This window comes from Thalassobaculum sp. OXR-137 (assembly GCF_034377285.1).
In the GTDB taxonomy this organism is placed as follows: Bacteria; Pseudomonadota; Alphaproteobacteria; order Thalassobaculales; family Thalassobaculaceae; genus Thalassobaculum.
This window is the reverse complement of record NZ_CP139715.1, coordinates 508,079-531,213: the sequence shown is the minus strand read 5'-3', so window position 1 is coordinate 531,213 and position 23,135 is coordinate 508,079. Positions and strand designations below refer to the sequence as shown.

Annotated in this window: 17 protein-coding genes; 7 read left to right on the top strand and 10 right to left on the bottom strand. The window is 65.5% G+C overall.

Annotation, left to right across the window (positions count from 1 at the left end):
* Positions 1-8: 8 nt before the first annotated feature.
* The 3 genes from T8K17_RS02545 to T8K17_RS02535 form a co-directional block, all read right to left on the bottom strand.
* The gene (locus T8K17_RS02545; protein ID WP_322332937.1) at positions 9-5,318 is read right to left on the bottom strand and encodes a DUF4347 domain-containing protein; all 5,310 of its coding nucleotides are present in this window, start codon (positions 5,316-5,318) and stop codon (positions 9-11) included.
* A gap of 692 nt (positions 5,319-6,010) precedes the next feature.
* A complete protein-coding gene (locus T8K17_RS02540) occupies positions 6,011-7,177 on the bottom strand; it encodes an MFS transporter (RefSeq protein ID WP_322332936.1) in 1,167 nt (388 codons plus the stop codon).
* Between the two features lie 69 nt (positions 7,178-7,246).
* Complete coding sequence (locus tag T8K17_RS02535; protein ID WP_322332935.1) at positions 7,247-8,284, bottom strand: aldo/keto reductase; 1,038 nt, start codon at positions 8,282-8,284, stop codon at positions 7,247-7,249.
* A gap of 159 nt (positions 8,285-8,443) precedes the next feature.
* On the opposite strand from T8K17_RS02535, the gene T8K17_RS02530 reads away from it, so the two are divergent.
* Positions 8,444-9,343, top strand: coding sequence for a LysR family transcriptional regulator (locus tag T8K17_RS02530; RefSeq protein ID WP_322332934.1), 900 nt, complete (start codon positions 8,444-8,446; stop codon positions 9,341-9,343).
* 137 nt (positions 9,344-9,480) lie between these two features.
* Here T8K17_RS02530 and T8K17_RS02525 read toward each other — a convergent pair whose 3' ends face one another.
* Positions 9,481-10,425, bottom strand: coding sequence for a LysR family transcriptional regulator (locus T8K17_RS02525; RefSeq protein WP_322332933.1), 945 nt, complete (start codon positions 10,423-10,425; stop codon positions 9,481-9,483).
* Between the two features lie 74 nt (positions 10,426-10,499).
* On the opposite strand from T8K17_RS02525, the gene T8K17_RS02520 reads away from it, so the two are divergent.
* Both T8K17_RS02520 and T8K17_RS02515 read left to right on the top strand, forming a co-directional pair.
* Positions 10,500-10,823 carry a nuclear transport factor 2 family protein gene (locus T8K17_RS02520; protein WP_322332932.1) on the top strand — a complete coding sequence of 108 codons (324 nt, stop codon included), beginning with the start codon at positions 10,500-10,502 and terminating at the stop codon, positions 10,821-10,823.
* Positions 10,820-11,599 carry an SDR family oxidoreductase gene (locus T8K17_RS02515; protein ID WP_322332931.1) on the top strand — a complete coding sequence of 260 codons (780 nt, stop codon included), beginning with the start codon at positions 10,820-10,822 and terminating at the stop codon, positions 11,597-11,599. The genes T8K17_RS02520 and T8K17_RS02515 overlap by 4 nt, the downstream gene beginning before the upstream one ends.
* Before the next feature lie 102 nt (positions 11,600-11,701).
* On the opposite strand, the gene T8K17_RS02510 is transcribed toward T8K17_RS02515, so the two are convergent.
* Complete coding sequence (locus T8K17_RS02510; RefSeq protein WP_322332930.1) at positions 11,702-12,178, bottom strand: Lrp/AsnC family transcriptional regulator; 477 nt, start codon at positions 12,176-12,178, stop codon at positions 11,702-11,704.
* 302 nt (positions 12,179-12,480) lie between these two features.
* Between T8K17_RS02510 and T8K17_RS02505 the strand changes: the two genes are divergently transcribed.
* From T8K17_RS02505 to T8K17_RS02495, 3 genes are all read left to right on the top strand, one after another.
* Positions 12,481-13,278, top strand: coding sequence for an alpha/beta hydrolase (locus T8K17_RS02505; RefSeq protein ID WP_322332929.1), 798 nt, complete (start codon positions 12,481-12,483; stop codon positions 13,276-13,278).
* Positions 13,279-13,334: 56 nt separating this feature from the next.
* On the top strand, positions 13,335-14,951 hold the full coding sequence (locus T8K17_RS02500) for a GMC family oxidoreductase (RefSeq protein ID WP_322332928.1): 1,617 nt from the start codon (positions 13,335-13,337) through the stop codon (positions 14,949-14,951).
* 167 nt (positions 14,952-15,118) lie between these two features.
* Positions 15,119-15,955, top strand: a complete 837-nt coding sequence (locus T8K17_RS02495) for an alpha/beta hydrolase (RefSeq protein WP_322334916.1) — start codon at positions 15,119-15,121, stop codon at positions 15,953-15,955.
* A gap of 200 nt (positions 15,956-16,155) precedes the next feature.
* Here T8K17_RS02495 and T8K17_RS02490 read toward each other — a convergent pair whose 3' ends face one another.
* The 4 genes from T8K17_RS02490 to T8K17_RS02475 form a co-directional block, all read right to left on the bottom strand.
* Positions 16,156-16,983 carry a phosphodiesterase gene (locus tag T8K17_RS02490; protein ID WP_322332927.1) on the bottom strand — a complete coding sequence of 276 codons (828 nt, stop codon included), beginning with the start codon at positions 16,981-16,983 and terminating at the stop codon, positions 16,156-16,158.
* Positions 16,984-17,067: 84 nt separating this feature from the next.
* Entirely contained in the window at positions 17,068-18,387 is a 1,320-nt protein-coding gene (locus tag T8K17_RS02485; RefSeq protein WP_322332926.1) for an ABC transporter substrate-binding protein, read from the bottom strand.
* Between the two features lie 11 nt (positions 18,388-18,398).
* Entirely contained in the window at positions 18,399-19,244 is an 846-nt protein-coding gene (locus T8K17_RS02480) for a carbohydrate ABC transporter permease (RefSeq protein ID WP_322332925.1), read from the bottom strand.
* A 1-nt stretch (position 19,245) separates the two neighbouring features.
* Positions 19,246-20,103: a sugar ABC transporter permease gene (locus tag T8K17_RS02475; RefSeq protein ID WP_322332924.1), complete on the bottom strand. Its 858-nt coding sequence runs from the start codon at positions 20,101-20,103 to the stop codon at positions 19,246-19,248.
* Positions 20,104-20,380: 277 nt separating this feature from the next.
* On the opposite strand from T8K17_RS02475, the gene T8K17_RS02470 reads away from it, so the two are divergent.
* A complete protein-coding gene (locus T8K17_RS02470; RefSeq protein WP_322332923.1) occupies positions 20,381-21,433 on the top strand; it encodes a sn-glycerol-3-phosphate ABC transporter ATP-binding protein UgpC in 1,053 nt (350 codons plus the stop codon).
* Positions 21,434-21,604: 171 nt separating this feature from the next.
* Here T8K17_RS02470 and T8K17_RS02465 read toward each other — a convergent pair whose 3' ends face one another.
* Positions 21,605-22,732, bottom strand: a complete 1,128-nt coding sequence (locus T8K17_RS02465; RefSeq protein ID WP_322332922.1) for a hypothetical protein — start codon at positions 22,730-22,732, stop codon at positions 21,605-21,607.
* Between the last annotated feature and the right edge of the window lie 403 nt (positions 22,733-23,135).

The window sequence follows — 23,135 nt, the reverse complement described above, 5'->3', positions numbered from 1 at the left end:
TCGATCAATCAGGAGAAGCCGAAATACGCTTCTGTCAGGTCGGAGGCGTGGACGCCGATCAGGCGGACGTATTGGCCGCCCAGGTCGATCTCGACGTCGCCATCGGCATTGTCGCTGGCCCGGGCGATGACGTCGGCAGCACTGGTGATGGCCTGGCCGTTGACATTGAGCGCGATCATCAGCCGGTCGCCCTCGGCCAGGTTGAAGTCGGCGACCACGTCGAAGCCGTTGAGGTCCTCGATATAGATCAGGTCGGCCCCGGTACCGGTATAGATCCAGTCGATGCCCTCACCGCCGTAGAACGCGTCGTCCCCGGCGCCGCCGTCCAGCACATCGAATGACCCGTCGTTGGTCCCGTCCTCGCTGGAGCGGCCGCCAGACAGGGTGTCGTCCCCCGCACCGCCGACCAGCGTGTCGGCGCCGTCGCCGCCCGACAGTCTGTCCGCGCCCGCGCCGCCATACAGGGTGTCCTGGCCCTTGTTGCCGTTGAGCACGTCGTCGCCGAGATTGCCGTACAGCAGGTCCAGATGCTGACCGCCATACAGGGTGTCGGCATCCTGACCGCCATAGAGCGTGTCGTAGCCCGCGTTGCCGTAGACCACGTCGGCCGCCTGGTTGCCGTAGACCACGTCCTGGTCCTGCCCGCCGTAGACCGTGTCTTCCTCGGTGCCGCCGAACACCCGGTCGTTGCTCTGGTTCCCGTAGAGGATGTCCTTGCCGCTGCCCGAGCCGATCGTGTCGGCCCCTGCCCCGCCATACAAAGTGTCGTCGCCGACGCCCAGCGAGATGAACTGGCTGCTGTCGTCGCCGGTGACGAAGTTGTTGCCGGCGCCGCCGGTGATCGTCGTTGAGCCCATGACCGAGGCGAACTCGATGTTGTCGAGCTGCAGGGTGGAGCCCGACGGCAGCGAGCGCATGTCGATGACGAAGGCCTCCGATTGATCGCCACCGCCGGTGCCGGTGATCACGATCGGATCGTTCAGGGTGCCCGAGGTCGTGGTCGGCACAATGGTCCGCACGTCCAGGGTGGTCGTCGTGCCCAGCTTGGTCAGGAAGGTCCGCGCCTCGGAGACCAGCGGGGTCTCGGCCGACGACCCGCGCGCCTGGATCGAGGTGATCAGGGTGGTCTGGGCGTCGGTCGGGCTCTGCGCCGTACTTGGGCCCTCTGAGGTGATCGTCGTGCCCGGCGGCAGGGTCGCGGTGACCAGGTTGCCGTTGTTGTTGGTGTCCTGCACGATCGCGGCCGAGCCCGACGTGGTGCCGGTATTGGTGATCGTCTGCGCCGTGGTCGGGGCGCCGCTGGGGACCGGCGTGGTTGGCGTGGTCGGCGTGACGACGATCGTCCCGCCGCCCGACGAGCCGCCGCCCGACGAGCCGCTGTCACCGCCGCCACTTGCCGGCGCCACAAGCGTGATCGTTGTGGTGTGGGCTGTGTCGTCGTAGACCGCCTTCCAGGTGCCGCTGGCGCTGGCGATGCCCGTGAATGTGGTGTCCTCGTTCCCACTGATGCTGACGGATTGGCCTGCCGTCTTGCCGTCTATCGACTGGGCGAGCGTGTTGTCGTTCGTGCCGGTCACGACGATGCTGTCCCCGACGGCGAAATCGGAGATCGTGTCGCCGTTGAAATTCCCGGCGGTATCGGTGAACACATCGTTGCCGCCGCCACCCGCCAGAACATCGTTACCGTCGCCGCCGGCCAGGGTATCGGCGCCGACGCTGCCGGTGAGGCTCTGCTCGCCGCCCGCTCCGGTAACGACGAACCCGTCCTCGGCGGCATCGCCGGCCATCAGCGTTCGGCCGTTCGCCAGGGCGGCCGACAGGGTAACTTTCTGAGCCGTCCCGTCGGCGGCGGTGGCAAGCTTCTCGATATTGGTCAGGGTCACGCCGGTGACCGTGCCGGTATCGGTGAGCGTGATCGTCTCCGTACCGTCGCCGGTGATGGTACCGGTGAAGCCGTTGAGCTGGGCGTTGGTCATGGTGACCGTCCCGCCCGACGCAATCGTCAGGTTCTCGAAACCGGTCAGGCTTGCCAGCTTGGTCAGGTCGCTGCCGGTGACCACAGACAGCGTATCGGTCCCCGCGCCACCATCCGCGGTCGAGCCGACGAGATGGCCGGCGTCCGTGATGGTCAGCGTCTCGGAGGCGCTGTCGAAGACGACCTTCGGGCTGAGATTGACGCCGGTCGTGGTATTGAAACCGGCCGCCGTGCTGCTTGCCGCCGTCGCGTTCGTCAGGGTGACCTGACTGGTGCCCGTTGCGTCCGCGCTCCCGTCGTTGAACGTCCAATTCAGCGTCGCGGAACCGGTCGGCGTTGCCGCGGTATTCGAATAGGTGATCCCCTGCAGGACGGTGTCGACCAGAGCGGATGTCGCCGTGCTGGTCGTGAAGCTGACGGTCAGCGTCCCGCCGGTCTGCGTGAACGTGCCGAATGTCTGGTCGGAGGATTTCAGGTCAGTCCCGTCAAGGGTGACCCCGGATGCCGAGATCCCGAAGATATCGCTGGTATTCGCTCCGCCGTTACGGGCGATCGTCAAAGAGGTGCCGGTGTAGTTTCCAGCGCCCGCGTTCAGCGCGTCCAGATCCGTCTGCGCGACGGTCACGTTGCCGTCGAGGACCACGGCCGTATCGCCTTCCGTGAAGGCGGCCGTACCGTCCAGACCCGTGAACAGGGGAACGACAGGACTGATCGTGAGCGTCTGCGACGCCGGCGTCGCGGACTGGTTCCCGGCGGCATCCTCGGCACTGACGGAGACGCTGTTGGTCCCGTTGGTATTGAGGCTGAGCGTGCCCGAAGCCGGGGTTGCGCTGCCCAGGTCGACACTCCAGTTGCCGCCCGTCGCCGTGGTCGTATAGGTGGCACCGGCCACGGTGACGGTCACCGTGCTGCCGGCCTCCGCCGTGCCGGTCAGTGTCGGCGTCGTATTGCTGGTCTGGGCGGCGGAGCTGATGGCGGGCGTGGCGGGCGCGGTGGTGTCCAGCACATAGGCCTGGCTGTAGGGGGAGCCGTCGTTGCCGGCGGCATCCGTCACCTTCACCCTCAGCGTGCTGCTGCCGGTCAGCGTCTGGCCGGCGAGCGACCAGGTGCTCTGGCCGACCGTCGCCGTTGCCGCGCTCCAGCTGGAACCGTTATCCAGCGACACGTATACGGTCTCGCCCGAAGCCAGATTACCGGACAGGGTGCCGCTGACGGTCTGGCTCGCGGTCTTGGTGATGAAGTCCGAGGTGGTGCCGCTCGCACCGGCGGTATCCGCGGAAAACGCCGCCGAGGCCACCGTGGTCGTGGGCGCGGTGGTGTCCAGCACATAGGCCTGGCTGTAGGGGGTACCGTCGTTGCCGGCGGTATCCGTCACCTTCACCCTCAGCGTGCTGCTGCCGGTCAGCGTCTGGCCGGCGAGCGACCAGGTGCTCTGGCCGACCGTCGCCGTCGCCGCGCTCCAGTTGGAGCCGTTATCCAGCGACACGTACACCGTCTCGCCGGAAGCCAAATTACCGGACAAGGTGCCGCTGACGGTCTGGCTCGCGGTCTTGGTGACAAAATCGCTGTTCGTGCCGCCATTCGCAGCGGTATCCGCGGAGAACGCCACCGAGGCCACCGTGGTCGTCGGCGCGGTGGTGTCCAGCACATAGGCCTGGCTGTAGGGGGAACCGTCGTTGCCGGCGGTATCCGTCACCTTCACCCTCAGCGTGCCGCTGCCGGTCAGCGTCTGGCCGGCGAGCGACCACGTGTTCTGGCCCACGCTCGCCGTTGCAGCACTCCAGTTGGAACCGTTATCCAGCGACACGAGCACGCTCTCGCCGGAGACCAGATTGCCGGACAGGGTGCCGCTGATGGTCTGGCTCGCGGTCTTGGTGACGAAATCGCTGTTCGTGCCGCCATTGGCCGCGGTATCCGCGGAGAACGCCACCGTTGCGATGGTTGTCGTCGGGCCGGTCTTGTCGATGGTGTAGACCTCTCCCGTGGAGAAGTCGCCGTTGCTGGCACCCGCCCCCCCGAGCGCCGTCGCGCCCCCATTGACGATGGTGTCGTCGTCGACCAGATCCAGGCGGATCGTCCCGTCGCCCGTGCCGGTCCCTACCGTCACGGTCCAGGTGGTTCCGCTTCCACTCACATTGGTGACGAGGGCCCCCGTCGTCCCGCCTGTCGTCGTCACCGAGAAGTCGTTGGAATCGACGCCCGTAACACTCTCGCTGAAGGTAACCGTGTAGGTGACGCTGCTGGCGTTCGTCGTCTCTGTCGCCGGAGTCGCGCGGACGATCGATGAAACCGTCGGTGGGGCGGCCGTAATGTTGTCGACGATCAGGTTTTGCAGGCTAAACCACGGGGCAGAATCAGCGCCGGTAAAGTCTTCGGAAAAGACGATAGAGAAACTTTTGATCTGTAAGAATTCGTTATCACTTCCGAAGCTGTTTTCCGTGGTGGACCAGATACCGCTGGACAACGTATCTATGGAGCCGGTCTTGGTGCCGCTATTATTTGTCGTCAGCGTATAACTCGCCTTATTCGTCTGCCCGGTTGTGCTGTCGAACAAGGTGATGGACTGCAGGTCGAAGGAGTATCCTGGAATAGAAACGGTAATTTTGAGGGTATCTGCGCCGCCTTGCGACGTGCCATCAAGAATTGTGTATCCCGGGGCCAGGCCATAATAGTAGCCGAGGATAACGCCGCTTACGTCCGTATACTGTTCCAATCCAAAGGTAAGGCCGTATCCGTTCTCAGTAAAATTTTCGGAGGCCGCCCCGGTAACTGTATCGGTACCCGACGTGGTCAGCGTAAATGTCGTGGGGGCAAGCACGGCTGCGAACCGATCTTGCGCCGCTGCCGTGAGGGCCACGGGCGTGTTCACGTCGCCAATGGTCGCCTCAAGCAGCCAAGTGCCCCCCAACGCGCTGGCGCCGGTCAGGTCCATCGATGCCGCGACATTGGCACCGACGAGGTCCGCCAACGCCGACACGAACCGCGCGCCGCCCCCGGCCGCCACTTCGCAGCCATACAGCAACAGATCACCGTGGTCGGTCAGGGCGTTGCCGAGGGTTGCGAGGTCCGCCCGGCGACCGGCGAGGGTCGCTTCGGCGAGCGTTAGGCTGCCGAGCTGGAGCGCGCCTTCGCTGCCATGGGTGAGGATATGGATAGCGTCGTAGCCGGAATGGGCCTCGCCCCATGCCGCCATCTGGCTCAGCCCGTCACGGGCGCCGTCGATCAGCACCACCGCCAGGCCGGGCTTCACGCCCGCCACGAGCGTCTGGCAGTCCGGCAGCGAACTGTCGACGAAGGCGACCTCCAGCCGACCGTCATTGAGCGCGGGGTCAGCCTCACGCAAAACCCGATAACCTGAAGGGTTAGGGCTGGACACGCCAGGACCCATACCGACAATGTCCACCAAACCAGCACACTGACTTGCGCTCGCCATCACACCCTGCTCCGTCCTCCATCACGCCCTGCTGCGTCTTACCTAATCGCGGACGAGACCATCAAGAGCTATAAAAAGACTCTAAGCGCATATTTGATACAGATTTTGATAAATCGTAATGAAAACCAAATAGAATGAATATAAAACAAAGCAAACAAACATCACAGATGTCGGTTTCATAGTCTGGGCCTGTGCGCCCATGGAAAATGGCCGTCGAGAAAAGGCTCTGCCGTATTGAGGGAAGGCCGGGTTCGGTACACGCCCTTGACGGCGACGCCGCCGGTGAGACCGACAGCGGGATCACGCACGGGAACGGCAACTTGCTGCGGCGTTACACTATTCGTCCCGTCGGTAACGGTTGCCTGCGTGATGCCGGTATCTGTCGAGGCGTCAAAGGAGAACTCCGAGTATCGCGTCATCGCCAGGAACCCCGTTCGGGCTTCGTGCAACGAACTTCAGCTTCCCACCCTGCAGAGCCAATATCCCACTCGGCCTTCAGCGACCCGTAGCGGCAGCCGGAGGACTTAGCCACGACGACACAAAGCGGTCTTGAGAACCAGGCGAGCCGGACACGTGCAATTGGTGCGGCAGAAGCGGCCTCCCTACGCTGGCACCGAACTGGACCGCTTTCGACCCCGCCTGAGCGTTAGGGCGAGTGCTAATCCGGCAGCCGCCGTTCCGGCCCCCGCGAGCGACACGGCCGGATACCCAAGCCCGGCATCGATCACCGCCCCTCCAAGTGCGGCACCGATCGCATTGCCGAGATTGAAGGCCCCGATGTTCATCGCCGAGGCGAGATTTGGCGCATCGGCGGCCACCATCACCACCCGGGTCTGGAGTGGGGGCACCAAGGCGAAGCTGGCGATGCCCCACAGGAAAATCAGAGGGGCAGCGGCCAAAGAAGCGTTCATGCCCGTGGCAAAGAGAACGAGCAGAATCATCACCGCGATGAGCGAGCCGATCACCGTGCCGTCGAGGGACCGGTCCGCGAAGTACCCGCCCACCCAGTTCCCGACCGCCAGTCCGACGCCATAGAGCACCAGCATCGCCATGACGAAACCGGCATCGGCCTGTGTCTCGACCTGCAGGATCGGGACGATATAGGTGAAGACGGTGAACATGGCGCTCGCGCTCACGACAGTGAGAAGAAGCGCCGCGACGACCGGCCGGCCGAACAGGACCTTAAGTTCAGCCCGCATATTCACCCTGCGCTCGACCTTCATCGGCGGCAGTGACCCGATCAACGCGAGCACGGTGACGACGCCGACCGCCGAGATTCCGAAGAACACGTTACGCCAACCCACGACCTCCGCCGTCCAGGCGGCGAGCGGCACGCCCCCAATCGTGGCCAGGGTGAGGCCCGAGAACATCGCTGCGACGGCCCCCGCCCGCTTGTGCGGCGGCACCACATTGGCGGCGACCACCGCCCCGACACCGAAAAAGGCGCCGTGATTGAAGGAGGTTATGACCCGACCGATCAGAAGTGTCGCGTAGCTGTCGGCAAGCGCGGAAATCAGGTTGCCTGCGATGAAGATGGCCATCGCGAGAAGCAGGAGGTTACGTCGGGCCATTCCGGCAAAGGCAAGAGTCATGACGGGGGCGCCGACGAGCACCCCGAAGGCATAGGCGCTTACCAGGAGGCCCGCCATCGGGATCGACACCCCAAGATCCGACGCGATCAGCGGCAGCATGCCCATGGGGGAAAACTCGGTGACGCCGATGCCGAAGGCACCCAGGGAGAGCGCCAGTAGCGGAGGATTGAGTTTCATGGAAGAGCACTTTGAAAAGGAGATCAGGCTGGCCCCAGAGAGGCCGCCGGCGATGCGGAAAGACCGGTGTCAGCCGGCGAGAGGCGGGTTAAGTCGCGCGAAGGCCTCCTGTCGGCGGTAAGGAAAATGGGGATAGGGCGCGGCGACAGCACTCGCCGCGTCAAGCCGGCCGACCTGGTCCGGCGTCAGACTCCAGCCGACGGCGCCGAGATTGTCGCGCAGCTGCGCTTCATTGCGTGCCCCGATGATGACCGAGGACACGGTAGGCCGCTGCAGGAGCCAATTCAGCGCGACCTGCGGCACAGACCGACCGGTTTCTTCAGCCACGACATCGAGCATGTCGACAACCGAATAGAGGTGGGCGTCGTCTACAGGCGGACCGAAAGCGGCCGTCTCGTGCAGCCTGCTCGCTTCCGGGATCGGTTTGCCCCGCCGGATCTTGCCGGTCAGACGCCCCCACCCCAGCGGGCTCCAGACCATGGCGCCAACCCCCTGATCGGCAGCGAGGGGCATGAGATCCCATTCGTAGTCGCGCCCGACCAGGGAATAATAGACCTGATGGGCAACGTAGCGCGGCCAGCCATGCCTGTCGGCCGCAGCCAGCGACTTCATCACCTGCCAACCGGAAAAGTTCGACACGCCGACATAGCGCACCTTGCCGCTGCGCACGAACTGGTCGAGGGTGGCGAGCACCTCCTCGATCGGGGTGAAGGCGTCGAAGGCGTGGAGCTGGAGCAGGTCGATATGATCTGTTCCGAGACGCCGGAGGGCGGCGTCGACCCCAGCGATCAGACGAGACCGCGACGACCCGGCATCGGTGGGGCCGTCTCCCATCGGCAACCCCATCTTGGTCGATAGAAGCACCGCATCGCGCCGTCCGGCGACGGCCTGTCCGAGCACCTCCTCGGATGCTCCGTCGGAATACACATCCGCAGTATCGAAGAGCGTGACGCCGGCCTCCAGGCAGATGTCGACAAGCCGGCGCGCGTCATCGACATCGGAGGTGCCCCAATGGCTAAAAAGCGGGCCGGATCCGCCGAACGTGCCGGCACCGAAGCTCAGGGCGGGGACCTTGAGGCCGGAGCGGCCCAGGGTTCTGTATTCCATCGACGAGTCCTTTTCGGAGCAGGTGGCTTCGGCGCCGAGCAATGGCCATCGAGCGGGCCACTGCCGCACCACGAGATCTGTTCTCCGCCCTATATGATTGACCTCGAAATCCGCCGGTAGTTGTATCCGGCGTCACTCTCCTTTGCATAGGATTCACAAATGGAGCGATACAAGGCCGACCGGGCGGGTGAGATGGCGACCTTCATGGCGGTCGCCCATGCGGGCAGTCTGTCGGCTACGGCACGCGACCTCGGTCTCACACCCTCAGCGGTCAGCCGCAGTGTTACCCGGATCGAGGAGCGCCTAGGGGTCCGGCTTGTGGTGCGCACGACGCGCAGTCTGCGGCTCACGCCCGAAGGAGAGGCGTATCTCCGTTCGGCCTGCCGTATTCTGGCTGATCTGGACGAGGCCGAAGAAGCGATCGCCGACAGGGGGCGGCCGCGCGGCCATGTCCGCGTCAGTGTCGCCAGCGCGCACGGCAGGCTCACGGTGGTTCCCGCCCTTGCTGAGTTCCTCGAACGTTATCCAGAGATTATTGTGGAGGTGGATGCCAGCGACGAGATCGCCGACATTCTCGGCGGCAGAGCCGATGTGGCTGTCCGTTTCGGCCCGCTGATTGACAGCCCGCTGACCGCACGGCGCCTCGGGGAGACCGGTCGCACGGTCGTGGCGTCACCGGCATATCTTGCGCGTGCCGGGGTACCGCAGACACCGGCGGACCTTGCCCATCACAACTGCCTTGATTTCAGCTTCCGACGCATCGAGCCCGGCTGGCCATTCCTCGAAAACGGCCGCAGCTACATTCTGCCCGTCAGCGGGAGCATCACAGCCAACAACGGCGAAACCCTGGTGCAGCTCGCCACCCAAGGCGTCGGCATCACCCGCGTCGGCAATTTTCATATCGGCGATGCTCTGGCCAGCGGCGAACTCGTCCCCCTGCTGGAGGATTTCAATCCGCAGGACCGCGAAGCCATTCACGCAATCTTCATTGGCGGGCCATCGATGCCGACGCGCGTGCGCGTGTTCGTCGACTTCCTAGTGGAAAAGCTCAAGTCTTAGCAGCCTATATGCACTGTCGAGGGCGCAACATTATCGACCCATACCGAACGCTCGAGGGCTATGAGTTCTTCGCCGCAGAGCAGAACGTTGGTTGGTCAGCTGAAACTGTCCCTCCGTAGGCCGATAATTTTCTCGCATCATGGACGGCCCGCCTTCTTATTCAGGCTGCGAGCAAGGCCGATGAACGCCTTCAATGCCGCCGACGGATTCCGTCGGCCCGGATAGTAGAGGCAGAGGTCGCCCAGCGGAGGCGTCCAGTCCTCCAGCACGCGTATCAGCGTACCCGCTGCGATGTCCTCGCGGACGTTCTGCTCCAGGAACAGGCCGATCCCCACACCTTCGCGGGCCGCCGCCAGTGCGAGACTGGCTTCGTCCAGCGTCACCGGGCCGTCCACATCGACCTGAACGGTCTCGCCGCGCCGCTCGAAATGCCAGCGCAGCAGGGCACCGTTCGGCAGGCGCGCCCGGATGCATCGATGTTTTTCCAAGTCCGCCGGGGTGCTCGGTACGCCGTGCCGGTCGGCATAACCGGGGGAGGCGACAACCGCATAGCGCTGCAGGCGACCGAGCGGGACCGCAATCATATCGGCGGGCACCAGATCCGCCCGGCGCAGGCCGAGATCGAAACCCCCGGCAACGATATCGCTCAGCCTCTCCTCGGTGACGAGATCGATGTGAACCTCGGGATACCGACGCAGAAACTCCAGGATCAGATCCGCCATGATCTCCCTAGCGCCGGCCGCGAAGGCGTTGATCCGCAGCGTGCCGGACGGCGTGACTTGCTGCGAACGGGCGGTATCGAGAGCGTCGTGAATGTCGCGCAGTGCCGGTCCCATCTGTGCGATGAAGGTCCGGCCGGCATCGGTCAGGGAGACGCTTCGCGTCGTGCGGTTGAACAGACGCACGCCGAGACCTGCCTCCAACTTCGCCACCGCGTTGCTCAAAGCGGTCGTGGACAGGCCCAGCGCCCGCGCAGCACCGCGAAACGACCCCTCACGCACGATCGCGACGACCGCATCCAGTTCGATGAGGCCAGGACGGTAACTCATCGTTAGTCCCGAATATCGTGATTTATCATCCAACTTTGTCCCTCTATTCAGGATGAATGTCCACGCCTAGATCATGACCGACAGACACAGTCGACAGGGACACGGTCATGAAACCAGCTGCACCGATCGCACTCTACTTCGACGCCGCAAAGGAAACGGGCGGAGACGCTCCGCTGGATGCCTTCTCTCCCGACGCGACCGTCCGGGACGAAGGCAAGACCCATGTGGGCCACGCGGCCATCGAGGCCTGGTGGCGCGCCGCGCACGAGGCGTACGGGCATACGGCGGAACCATGCGAGATCCGAGACGAGGATGGTCGCACCGTCGTTCGTGCCCGGGTGGAGGGACAGTTCCCCGGAAGCCCCGCCCTGCTTACCTTCACCTTCGGACTCCGTGACGCCCGGATTTCGACGCTGGAGATCGGCGCATGAGCGACTTTCTTCAGCTCCAGGGCAAGCGTGTCCTGGTCACGTCTGGGACGCGGGGCGCCGGGGCAGCGACCGTGGCGCTCTTCCGGGAGCTTGGCGCGACTGTCCTGACAGTTGCGCGGTCCCGGCCGGCGGAGATGCCGGAAGCGTCATTCGTGGCCGCCGATCTGACCACCGCGCAGGGCTGCGCCGCGCTTGCCGCGGCGGCCCTTGAGCGTCTGGGGGAGGTCGATGTTCTGGTCCATATGCTCGGCGGGTCATCGGCACCGGCGGGCGGCTTCGGCGCGCTCGGCGACGCCGACTGGTCTCGGGAGATCGACCTCAATCTGATGCCGGCGGTGCGGCTGGACCGCGCGCTGGTGCCAGCCATGGTCCAGCGGCGGCGGGGCGTGGTCATTCACGTCACCTCGATCCAGAGCACCCTGCCCTTGCCGGAATCGACGACCGCCTATGCCGCCGCCAAGGCGGCCTTGTCCACCTACAGCAAGGCTCTGTCCAAGGAGGTATCGCCGAAGGGCGTGCGGGTCCTGAGGGTATCGCCGGGCTGGATCGAGACCGAGGCATCCGTCCGCCTGACGGAGCGGATCGGCCGGGACGCCGGCACCGACAGCGCCGGCGGACGGGAACTCGTCATGAAGTCGCTCGGCGGCATCCCCATCGGCCGACCGTCGGCGCCGGAAGAGGTCGCCAATTTCGTCGCGTTCCTGGCGTCCGATCGGGCCGCGACCCTCACCGGCGCCGAATATGTCATCGACGGCGGGACCATTCCGACCGTGTAGGGCCACCGACAGCCTTCCAACTGGAGAAAACCCATGCGCTCTGCGATCCATAACAGGTTCCTGGCGATGGCCGTCACAGGCCATGCGCGGCCGATCGACCCGTCAGAACGGCAAGTGGGCGTTCTCCTTCACCGTCTTCATGACGAAGAAGGTTCGCGTCTGTCGCACGCCCGGCAGGGCGATCAGTTTCTCCCCCTGCAGCTTGTTGAAATCGTCCATGTCGCGGCAGCGGATCTTCAACAAGAAATCGAAATCCCCCGCCACCAGGAGGCAGTCGAGAATCTCCTTCATCGTCCCGACGGCCTCTTCGAAGGCCGCGCGGTGCTCTGGGGACGATCTCTCGAGCATGACGCCGACCATGACCAGGGTACCGAGCCCGACCCGCGCCGGCGCCAGGTCAGCCCTGACCCCGGTGATGAATCCTTCGTCGAAGAGACGTTGCGTCCGTCTGTGGCAGGTCGCGGGGCTGACGTTCACTCGCGCGGCAAGCTCGGCGTTGGTCAGCCGACCCTGGACGTGAAGGGCCCGCAGGATCTTGATGTCGATCCGATCGAGCACTGCTGCGGAAGACTCTTTCATAATATCGACCCAAACTGGAAGTTATAGATGCCATTCGGTCGAAATACTCAGGGATTTCGAAGAAAATAGCCCACCTTCGAGAGCACATTCCACAAGAAACGCGCTATCTCTGAAGACGTCAAGAACGACGCAATACTCTGGTGAAATAACTCCAGACAAAAGACCACGACCACACCACATCCAACAATAAACCTTCGACCTCCAAGAGATCTCGTCAATCGATCTCTGGTAACGGCTCCGTGCGTCCATTGCATAGAGCAACCCCGACGCGACACCCAACCGTGTACCAACAGGAGTTCATCGTGACCTCACCTCTCCGCAACACGATCATTGCTGTAGCAGCCGCCGCAGCCGTCGCCGGCTCCTCGCCGGCCGATGCCGCCTCCCGTATCGCAGACGACCAGGCGGTGCGAACCGTGGTCCTTGTCCACGGGGCCTTCGCTGACGGCTCCGGCTGGCGCGGCGTCTATGACGAACTGACCGCGCGCGGCTATCGCGTCGCCATCGTGCAGAACCCGCTGACCTCGTTCGAGGACGACGTGAACGCCACCCGTCGGATCCTCGCGCGTCAGGAGGGCCCCAGCATCCTCGTCGGTCATTCCTACGGCGGCTCGGTCATCACCGAGGCCGGTACCGACCCGAACGTGGCCGGACTGGTCTATGTCTCCGCCCTCGCCCCGGATGTCGGTGAGAGCACGGGCGACCAGTTCGCCGAGATTCCCGCGCCGAAGGAGTTCGTCATCGAGACCGGCGCCGACGGGTTCGGCTTCGTGAACCGGGAGCTCTTCCAGGCGGGCTTCGCCGGGGATACGAGCGACCCCGACGCCGCCTTCCTGCGCGACTCCCAGGTGCCGATCAACATGGCGATCTTCGGTACCCGCCTGACCCAGGCAGCCTGGCGCAGCAAGCCGAGCTGGGCGGTCGTGGCGACCCAGGACCATGCGATCGACCCGCGTCTGCTGCGCCAACAGGCAGACCGCATCGGGGCCGAGGTCGTCGAGGTCGAAGCCAGCCACGTGCCGTTCCTCACGCAGCCGCTTGCGGTGGCGGACGTGATCGACCGGGCGGCCCGCACGGTGTCGCAGGCAGCCACCCGCTGACGCCCCGTCGCGCAGCTCCGGCCTAACCCCCGTCCAACGGAAGAGGACGCCGATCCATGAGCGATACCGCATCGTGGGAAGACCCGGAATTCGCCCACCGCGCGCAGGAGAACCAGGCGCGGCTGACCGCCGGATTGCGGTCCAGCTACGACTTCATCGTCTGCGGCGCCGGCGCGTCCGGCTCCGTGACCGCCCGCCGGCTGGCGGAGAACGGCCAGGCCCAGGTTCTGCTGCTGGAGGCTGGGGGCAGTGACGAGGCTGAAAGCGTGCTGAACCCCGCGCTCTGGCCGACCAATCTCGGCAGCGCCCGCGACTGGGGGTTCCGGGCGGAGCCGAACCCGCACCTGAACGGCCGAGAGATCCCGATGTCCATGGGCAAGGGTCTTGGCGGCGGGTCCAGCATCAATGTCATGGTCTGGGCCCGCGGTCATCGGAACGACTGGGACTACGTCGCCGCACAGGCCGACGATCCGCGCTGGGGCTACGAGAACGTGCTCGATATCTACCGCCGGATCGAGAACTGGCAGGGTGCGCCGGATCCGGCGTACCGGGGATCGGGCGGGCCGGTCTGGGTGCAGCCGGCCGCCGCGCCGAGTCCGGTCGCCCTGGCCCTGCTGGACGCGGCGGGCGAGATCGGCATTCCGGTCTTCGATCACCCGAACGGCGCCATGATGGAGCAGGCGGGCGGTGCGGCGATCACCGACATGCTGGTCCGCGAGGGACGGCGGCACTCGCTGTACAGGGCCTATGTCCGGCCCTGGCTCGATCGCCCGAACCTGACCGTCCTCACCGGCGCGACCGTGCTTCGGGTGCTGTTCGAGGGCCGTAGGGCAGTCGGCCTCGCGATCGAGCATGGCGGCCGGCAGATCGCGATCGGCGCCGGGTGCGAAGTGGTGCTGTCGCTCGGGGCGATCCAGACGCCCAAGGTGCTGATGCATTCCGGGATCGGTGACCGGGCGGAGCTGGAGCGTTTCGGGATCCCGGTCGTCCAGCACCTCCCGGGTGTCGGTCGCAACCTGCAGGACCACGTTTCCTTCGGCTGCACCTGGGAATACGCGGAGCCGCTGGCGCCGCGCAACAGCGGGAGCGAGGCGACGCTGTACTGGAAGAGCCGGCCCGAACTGGAGGCCCCCGACCTGCTGTTCTGCCAGGTCGAGTTCCCGGTGCCGAGCGAGCGGACGGCGCAGCGCGGCGTTCCGGCCCATGGCTGGACCATGTTCGCCGGCCTCGCTCAGCCGCACAGCCGCGGACGTCTGCGCCTGCGCAGCGCCGACGCTTCCCGGCCGCTGGCGATCGAAGCGGACTTCCTGTCCGACCCCAGGGACCTCACCACGGCCCGCCGCTGTCTGGAACTGTGCCGAGCGCTCGGAAACGCCCGGGCCTTCCACCCCTTCATCCGCGGGGAGGTGATGCCCGGCAACCTCAAGGGCGAGGACCGCGACCGCTACATCCGCGATGCCGCCGTCACCTACTGGCACCAGTGCGGCACGGCACGGATGGGCCGCGACGAGACGGCCGTGGTGGATGGCGCGCTCCGTGTCCACGGCCTGGACGGACTGCGCATCGCCGACGCGTCCGTCATGCCGCGGGTGGCCACCGGCAACACCCAGGCGCCCTGCGCCGTGATCGGCGAGCGTGCCGCCGAACTGATCCGCGAAGAGCATGGCGTTTAACCAGGAGACCGACGATGACACCGCCCCCTCGAGTGCCCACCTCACAGACCACCCGCCGAGACGTTCTGCTTACCGGTACAGCCCTGGCGGGCGCCGTGTCGCTGCCGGGTTTCGGCGTCGCCGCGGCGACCGCCGCCAACGCATCCCCCCAACAGGAAGGCCAGACCATGAGCACCATCACCACCAAGGACGGCGTCGAGATCTTCTTCAAGGATTGGGGCCCGAAGGACGCCCAGCCGCTGGTGTTCCACCACGGCTGGCCGCTCAGCGCCGACGACTGGGACGCCCAGATGCTCTATTTCCTCGCCCAGGGCTACCGGGTCATCGCCCATGACCGCCGCGGCCACGGCCGCTCGGCCCAGGTCGCCGACGGCCACGACATGGACCACTACGCCGCCGATGTCGCCGCCGTGGTCGAGCACCTCGACCTGCGCGACGCGATCCATATCGGCCATTCCACGGGCGGCGGCGAGGCGCTGCACTACGTCGCCCGGCATGGCCAGAAGAACGGCCGGGTGGCCAAGCTGGTGATGATCGGGGCGGTGCCGCCGATCATGGTCAAGACCGCCGACAATCCGGGCGGCCTGTCGATCGAGGTGTTCGACGGTTTCCGCGCCGCCCTGGCCGCCAACCGGGCGCAGTTCTACCTCGACGTCCCGTCGGGCCCGTTCTACGGCTACAACCGCCCGGGAGCGGAGCTGTCCCAGGGCGTGATCCAGAACTGGTGGCGCCAGGGCATGATGGGCGGGGCGAAGGCCCATTACGACGGCATCAAGGCGTTCTCGGAGACCGACTTCAACGACGACCTGAAGGCGGTGAGCGTGCCGACCCTGGTGATGCACGGCGACGACGACCAGATCGTGCCGATCGCCGACAGCGCCATCCTGTCGGCCGAGCGCATCCGCACCAGCACCCTGAAGGTCTATCCGGGCCTGTCGCACGGCCTGTGCACGGTCAATCCCGATATCGTCAATCCGGACTTGCTCGCCTTCTTCAAGGCCTGAGCCCAGGGGGTGGCGGCGCTCTTCGCGGACGCCGCCCCGTCTTCCACGGATTGAGGATGGGAGACGGGCAATTGTGAGGCCGAGGGAAGAGGCAGACGGCTTCCGCCCCCAAGGGCGGGTCGGCGCAAAGGATCTCGCGGATCGGGTGACTTTGACGACTAGCGAGAACCCGTGACCGCGCCGACTTACACGCCTTGCCGTCAGCTCGCGCCAGGATAATCGGCGTCGAGCACGAACGGGTGCGGGCCCGGATAGCGCTCCACATAGACCTGATGGGACACAAGGCCGGTGCCCTCGATCCAGGCATGGATCAGGAAGGCCGGCGGCTCCAGCACCAGCGCGCCCTCCGCCCCCGGATCCAGGCGGAACTCCACCTGATGGGCGACCGAGGGCGCGATCTGAGCGATGGTGCCGGCCCAGCGGGTCTGGATGGGTCGGTGATGGTGACCGGTCAGCACCCGCTCGACCTGGGGATTGGCAGCGATGATGCGCTGCAGCTCCTCGGCGCCGTCGAGCAGTCGGATCCGGTCCATGTGCTCGATCCCGCAGATGAAGGGCGGGTGGTGCAGGAAGACGAGCGTCGGCTTGTCGGGCGCCTGCGCCAGCGTCGTCTCCAGGCGCTGCAGGCGGTGGGCGCACAGCGCGCCGTGGCCGTGACCCGGCACCACGGTGTCCACGCCGACGACTCGCACCGGGCCGAGATCGGCGGCGAAATCGATGAACTGGGGGTCGTCGCCGAAGGTCGGCCAGTCGCCGAAGACCTCGCGCAGCGCCTCGCGCCGGTCGTGGTTGCCCGGGATCAGGTAGACCGGCATGCCGAGGCTTTCCAGCAGACCACGCAGCAGGGCGTACTCCTCCGCCAGACCGCAATCGGTCAGGTCGCCGGACAGCACCAGCGCGTCGGGCAGCGGGTCCAATGCCTTCAGGGTCGCCAGCGCGCGGGCGAGCATCATGTTGACTTCGACGACCCGGTAGGCGGGTTTGCCGCGCGGCCGGATATGCAGGTCGGTGAGGTGAGCGATTTGCATGGCGGTGTCCGAAAGGAGGGGTAGCGGGAACGGACCGGCCCGGAGAAAGCCCCGGGCCGGTCGCTTGGTATGTCGCGGTGCCGGTCAGTGCATCAGGCGCAGGGCCGTCTGCTCCACATAGGGCCGCATGATCTCGTCTGCGTTCTTCTGCGCCTCCTTCAGCGCCTCGGCGGGCGCCTTCTTGCCGGAGAGAACCGCCTGGACCTCGTCCTCCAGCGCCTTGCGCACGGCGACCGTGTTGTAGGTCGCGAACCAGGACTTGGCGTACTGGAGCTGGTCCAGGGCCACCTTGGCGTCCGGATTCTGGGCGATGAACTGCTTCATCTCCGGCAGCTCGTAGGCACCCTTGTTCGGCGCGAAATAGCCGGTGAAACGGCTCCAGTGGCCGGCGATCTCCGGGCTGGTCAGCCAGTTGATCAGGGTCCAGGAAGCCTGCTTCTGTTCGTCCGACAGGCCCTTCGGCATGATCAAGGACGCACCGCCGATGGCCACCGCGTTGCGCATGTTCCGCGGCACGAAGGCGACGCCGTAGTCGGACTTCATGTTCTCGCGGATGAAGGAGAGCGAGCCGGTGGACAGCACCACCATCGAGGTCTGGCCGGCGAAGAACGCGGTCGACACCGCCTTGCCGTCGGTCACGCCCTCGGGCATCACCTTGTACTTGTGGACCATGTCGTCGACGAGGGTCAGCGCGCCCAGCATGCTCGGGCTGTCGTAGTAGACCTCGCCGCCGAAGGCCGGGTTGTAGTACTGGCCGCCGTTGGACATGGTCAGCGCCGTCATGATCCAGCCGAGATAGTCGTAGTTGCCCGGCAGCATCAGGCCGTAGCGCTTGATGGTGTCGCCGTCGCGCACCGTCAGCTTCTCGGCCGCCTCAACCCATTCGGCCCAGGTGGCCGGCGGGTTGCTCGGGTCGAGGCCGACCTCCTTGAAATGGTCCGCGTTGAAGTACAGCAGTGGCGTGGAGTTGTGGAACGGCACCGCCCAGATCTTGTCGGCGAAGCGGGCGTTGCCGTGCAGCGCGGTCCAGTACTGATCCATGAAGGCGTCCGGCGTCTTCCCGTCGGCCTCGACCAGCGGGTCGAGCGGCTCGATCTCGCCGTTGATCTGGTACTCGAGCACGAAGTTCGCGCTCATGATCACCGCCGCCGGCGGCCGGCCGGCCTTGATCGCCGCACGGGTCTTAATATTCGTCTCGTCGTAGGAGCCGGTATAGACGGCGGTCGCCTGGATGTCGGGGTGCTCGCCGTTGAACCGGTCGATCAGGTTCTTCATTTCCTTGGCGAGCTTGCCCTCCACCGGAACCGGGAAGAACATCTCGATCTCGGTGGCGGCGGACGCCGCGGTGGATCCCAGGCCCAGGGTCAGGGCCGCCGCCAGGGCGACGGATGCGAAACGGGACATTGCCTTACCTCCTACTTCACGCCAGAGAACAGGAACGAATTCACGAATTGCCGCTGGAACAAGGCGAATGCCGCCAGCAGCGGGGCCACCACCAGGAAGGTGCCGGCCGCCATTACGCCCCATTGCGAGGCGCTCTCCGCCCCCATGGTGAACGAGGCGAGTCCGATGGTGAGGGTGTGGTTGTCGGGCGAGGAGATCACCATCAGCGGCCACAGGAACTCGTTCCAATGGCTGACAACCGAGACGATGGCGAAGGCGATCATGCCCGGTCGCGCCAGCGGGACGAGGACCCGCCAGACGAGCTGCCACCAGGTGGCGCCGTCGACGATCGCGGCCTCCTCGAAATCGCGCGGGATCGTCTTGAAGGTCTGGCGCATCAGGAAGACGCCGAAGGCCGAGGCGAAATACGGCACCATCGCGCCGAGCAGACTGTCGTAGAGCCCGAGCCGGGTGATGGTCACCAGGTTCGGCACGATCAGGATCGGCGGCACCAGCATGAGCTGGAGCAGGAAGGCGTAGAACATCAGGTCCTTGCCCGGAAACCGCAGGCGGGCGAAGGCGTAGCCGGCCAGGGTGACGGTCACCAACTGGACGCCGAGCGTGCCGGCGCAGACGATCACGGTGTTGAGGTAGAGCAGCGGGAATTCCGCTGAATCCAGCGCCTCGGCGAAATTCGCCCAGGTCGGCGAGAAGTCCGGCCACAGCGACGCCATGTCGAGCCCGCCGAAATTCTGCGGCCGGAACGAGGCGATCGCCATCCAGATCAGCGGGGTCAACCAGATCAGCACCACCGCCGACAGGGTGGCGATGACGAGCATGGCCGCCGGGTTGGCACCCTTGGTTCCAGCACCCGCCATGTCAGGCCTCGTAATGGGTGCCGCGCTCGAGCGTGCGCAGCGACAGGAAGGACAGCGCCAGCAGCCCGGCGACCGACAGCACGGTGGCGGCCGCCGCCTTGCCGTAGTCGTAGTTCTCGTGGGCCTGCTGGTAGATGTAGAACAGCAGCAGGTTGGTCGAGTCCGACGGCCCGCCCTTGGTCAGCACCATGACGTGGTCGACCTGGGTGATGACGTTCACCAAGGCAATGATCAGCACGAAGGCCAGAGTCGGCCCGAGCAGCGGGAAGGTGATGCGCCGGAACCGCTGCCAGGGGGTCGCCCCTTCGATCCTTGCCGCCTCGTACAGGTCCAGCGGGATCGACTGCAGCCCGGCAAGGAAGAAGAGCATGTAGTAGCCGGCGTTCTTCCAAACGGTGAGACCGATCAGCGAGAACAGCGCGATGTCGGGATCGCCCAGCCAGTTGGTCGTCCCCCCGCCGAGCCTGGCGAGGTAGTAGTCGAGCAGACCGATACCCGGCAGGAAGACGAAGAGGAACAGCGCCGCGGCGGCCACCAGCGGCAGCAGCACGGGAAAGAAGACCACCGTGCGCAGCAGGGCGTTGAACCGGGTGGCCTCCTGCAGCCCGACCGCCAGCGCCAGGGCGATGGCGATCGACGGGACGATCGTGCCCAGGGCATAGATCAGGTTGTTCACCACCGCACGCCCGAAGCTCGCGTCATTGAGCAGGCGCTCGAAATTGCCGAGCCCGTAGCTGACGGCGCTCGTCCCGAAGGTGTCGATCGTCAGCGCCTGGACCAGGGCCTGGCCGATCGGCCAGTAGGTGAACGCGGCGAGGAAGATAAGCGACGGCAGCAGCAGAAAACCTGCGCGTCGCATCTCCGATCGCCGTCGGACATCTGCCCTGGCCGTCGGGCGGATGTGCAGAGCCGCGTCGGTCTCTGCCGCTAGTCCAGCCACCACAGCCACATGCTCCAAGAATTCGGAAGTCTTGGCGGTGACGCTATCGGCGCTTCATGACAGTTGAGGGGTGCCGACGTGACCGCGGCGTGAATGTTCGGCGACAGAACCGCACGGGGCCGATCGGAGGTCGCTCTAACATCATAGTGTCACGCAATCGGTCTAATCAGGTCGCAGACCGTATGGCGGGGAAGATATGGCGCAGATCGAACTTACCGACGTCCGCAAATCCTTCGACAGCCTGGAGGTGATCCACGGCGTCAACCTCTCGGTGCCGGACGGCTGCTTCGTGGTGGTGGTCGGCCCGTCCGGCTGCGGGAAGTCGACCCTGCTGCGCATGGTCGCCGGCCTGGAGGATGTCAGCGCCGGCGCCATCGCCATCGGCGGCCGCGACGTCACCGCCCTGGAGCCGAAAGACCGGAACGTCGCCATGGTGTTTCAGAACTACGCGCTCTATCCCCACCTGACCGTGGCGCGGAACATCGCCTTCGGCCTGGAACTGCGGGGCACCCCGAAGGCCGAGATCAAGCAGCGGGTGGAGCGCGCGGCGAGCATTCTGCATCTGGACGGGCTACTGGAGCGCAAGCCGCGGCAGCTATCCGGCGGCCAGCGTCAGCGCGTCGCCATGGGCCGCGCCATCGTGCGCGAGCCGGACGTGTTCCTGTTCGACGAGCCGCTCTCCAATCTGGACGCCAAGCTTCGCGTCACCATGCGGCTGGAGATCCGACGCATTCACGAGAGCCTGGGCGCGACCTCGCTCTACGTCACCCACGACCAGGTCGAAGCGATGACCATGGGCGATGTCCTGGTGGTGATGAACGACGGCCATGTGGAGCAGATCGGCGCCCCGCTCGACGTCTACGAGCGGCCGGCCTCGACCTTCGTAGCGTCCTTTATCGGCTCGCCGCCTATGAATTTCCTGACCGCCGATATCGAGGATCGCGAGGTGCGCTTCGATGCCGGTCGTATGACGATGCATCACGCCGAGCTTCCGAGGGGCTCCGCCATTCTAGGCGTTCGTCCGGAACACCTTAGGATCGACCCGGAGGCGACGGATTTCGAGATGTCCGTGCGCATGGTCGAGGCCCACGGCGCAGAGACCATCGTGCACGGGATCTCCGGGCGCCATGACGTCACCGTGCGGCTGGCGGGGAGTCACCGCATTCGTCCGCAGGATATCCTGCCCTTGGCCGCAGAGCGCGGGCATCTGCACCTGTTCGACATCGAGCGCGGCCGTCGGATCGCGTGAAATCGCGCGAGGTACGGATGGGCAGGTCGCCTCTGACCTGCAATGTCGACGAGCAGAACCGAGTTAAACGTGGGCCTCAGTGACCGGTACCGGAGGCCGACGATCCATGGAAAAATCGACCCGAAGCGGCCGTTGCGGGGCACAACTGGTGTCCGGGCCATCACGGTGGTCCTACCGGGTCTTCTTCGGATAGATCTTGGTGACGTTTTCGTCGTCGGTGGGGCCGCTTTCGTGTAGGAGCGCCCGGATGATCGCGTCCGTCCGATAGGTGCCCGCCTGGATGACGCCGGCCTCGCCGTCTTCGGTGAGGAGCGGCAGTATCTCCGACGTTGCCAGCACCGCCCGCCCCCGATCGAGACCCATGATCTCAAGCCGGTTTGCGATCGCCGTTGCCGTGCTTTCCAGATAGGCCGGACCGGGCGTGAACCCGAAGCCGATCCCATCGTTCGGTGTGGCTGTGTCCGCCACCGAAGCGCTAGTGAGATAGGGCATCCCGATACAGACAACCCGTCCCGCCGAGGGTCGCATGTCCGTGTCGTGCAGCGCGGTCCCGCTCATGATGCCGCTCAAGACCGCCCCGGGCGCATGCGGCAGCAAGAACGTCATTGCAAGGACGTTCTCAAACGCGGTGTTGACCAGCGTGACCTGCAGACTCCGCCCGATGCGGAAGATCTGCCCGGTCATGACCAGATCGCCGCCCGGAAGACGTTCCAGATAGGAGGCCATCCAGGTTCCGTCGGCCCGCGCGCGAATGATCAACTCGCCACACAACACATAGCGCCGCTGAAGCGTCGACCAGGCGCCGCTCAAAACGAAATACGCTCCCGCCATGTAGCCCGGCAGGGCATTCGCCGAGGCAATATCGCTGGGGGTTTCAATCCGCTCTTCGGGGCCCGGCTGCTCTTCAGGGCCGGACGGGTCGTCAGAGCCGGCGCGTTCCGGGTCACGGCGGTGAGCCTTCGGTCGGGCCGCGCCCGCGATGCGCGACGGTTCAATCTCGTCGGTCGGAACCTTCGTGCTGTAGCGGGCCACCATAAGCCCGCGAAAGGCCTCATACGTGCACGCCCGCAGAACCGAGCCGCTGACCGGGTGGCCGCCGTCATTGAGATCGAGCAGCGTGGCCAGATCGTCGTAGACGGAGGGATCGCGTGGCGACGCCACCCCATTTGTCCACTTGTAGGCAAGCTCCGGACGATAGCCCGTCTTCGGATTGATCTCCTTCAGACGGCCGTAAAGCTGCTTATGGGTGACGGTGCCGAGCACCCGCATGAGCAGCGCCAGTTTCTGGTCGAACGCCACCGGATTAACTCTACTCAACAAAAATAAAATCCCATATTTCGGAAAAACCGGAAATTAACGTCATTCGCCAAGTTGCCTGTCGAATTCAATGCGGTTTCGAAATTTCAGAGAAAACCACACGTCGCCGCGAAATATTTGGATTTATTCCTTCCCATTGCAACAGCGCGTCGCTGAAACTTTAGGATTACCAAAATTCCCGACCCCCTGACGCCGGCGCAGGCGCCACCATGCGCTGTGACCGACGCCGAGCACGAACTGCCGTCGGGAGCAGGGCGGGCATTTGGATTGTCGGGAGGCGCAACGACTGGAGCATGGGGCGCGGGACCTTTTGTGGCGATCGGCCGCGACGTCCCGCCTGCCTGACCTCCGCAATCCAGGGCCGGGTCCAGCCGACCCGCCTCCC

Coding starts and splice junctions, on each gene's coding strand:
- T8K17_RS02540 (WP_322332936.1), bottom strand. CDS start 7,177: ATGAAACTCAATCCTCCGCTACTGGCGCTCTCCCTGGGTGCCTTCGGC.
- T8K17_RS02535 (WP_322332935.1), bottom strand. CDS start 8,284: ATGGAATACAGAACCCTGGGCCGCTCCGGCCTCAAGGTCCCCGCCCTG.
- T8K17_RS02530 (WP_322332934.1), top strand. CDS start 8,444: ATGGAGCGATACAAGGCCGACCGGGCGGGTGAGATGGCGACCTTCATG.
- T8K17_RS02520 (WP_322332932.1), top strand. CDS start 10,500: ATGAAACCAGCTGCACCGATCGCACTCTACTTCGACGCCGCAAAGGAA.
- T8K17_RS02515 (WP_322332931.1), top strand. CDS start 10,820: ATGAGCGACTTTCTTCAGCTCCAGGGCAAGCGTGTCCTGGTCACGTCT.
- T8K17_RS02510 (WP_322332930.1), bottom strand. CDS start 12,178: ATGAAAGAGTCTTCCGCAGCAGTGCTCGATCGGATCGACATCAAGATC.
- T8K17_RS02500 (WP_322332928.1), top strand. CDS start 13,335: ATGAGCGATACCGCATCGTGGGAAGACCCGGAATTCGCCCACCGCGCG.
- T8K17_RS02495 (WP_322334916.1), top strand. CDS start 15,119: ATGAGCACCATCACCACCAAGGACGGCGTCGAGATCTTCTTCAAGGAT.
- T8K17_RS02490 (WP_322332927.1), bottom strand. CDS start 16,983: ATGCAAATCGCTCACCTCACCGACCTGCATATCCGGCCGCGCGGCAAA.
- T8K17_RS02485 (WP_322332926.1), bottom strand. CDS start 18,387: ATGTCCCGTTTCGCATCCGTCGCCCTGGCGGCGGCCCTGACCCTGGGC.
- T8K17_RS02480 (WP_322332925.1), bottom strand. CDS start 19,244: ATGGCGGGTGCTGGAACCAAGGGTGCCAACCCGGCGGCCATGCTCGTC.
- T8K17_RS02475 (WP_322332924.1), bottom strand. CDS start 20,103: ATGCGACGCGCAGGTTTTCTGCTGCTGCCGTCGCTTATCTTCCTCGCC.
- T8K17_RS02470 (WP_322332923.1), top strand. CDS start 20,381: ATGGCGCAGATCGAACTTACCGACGTCCGCAAATCCTTCGACAGCCTG.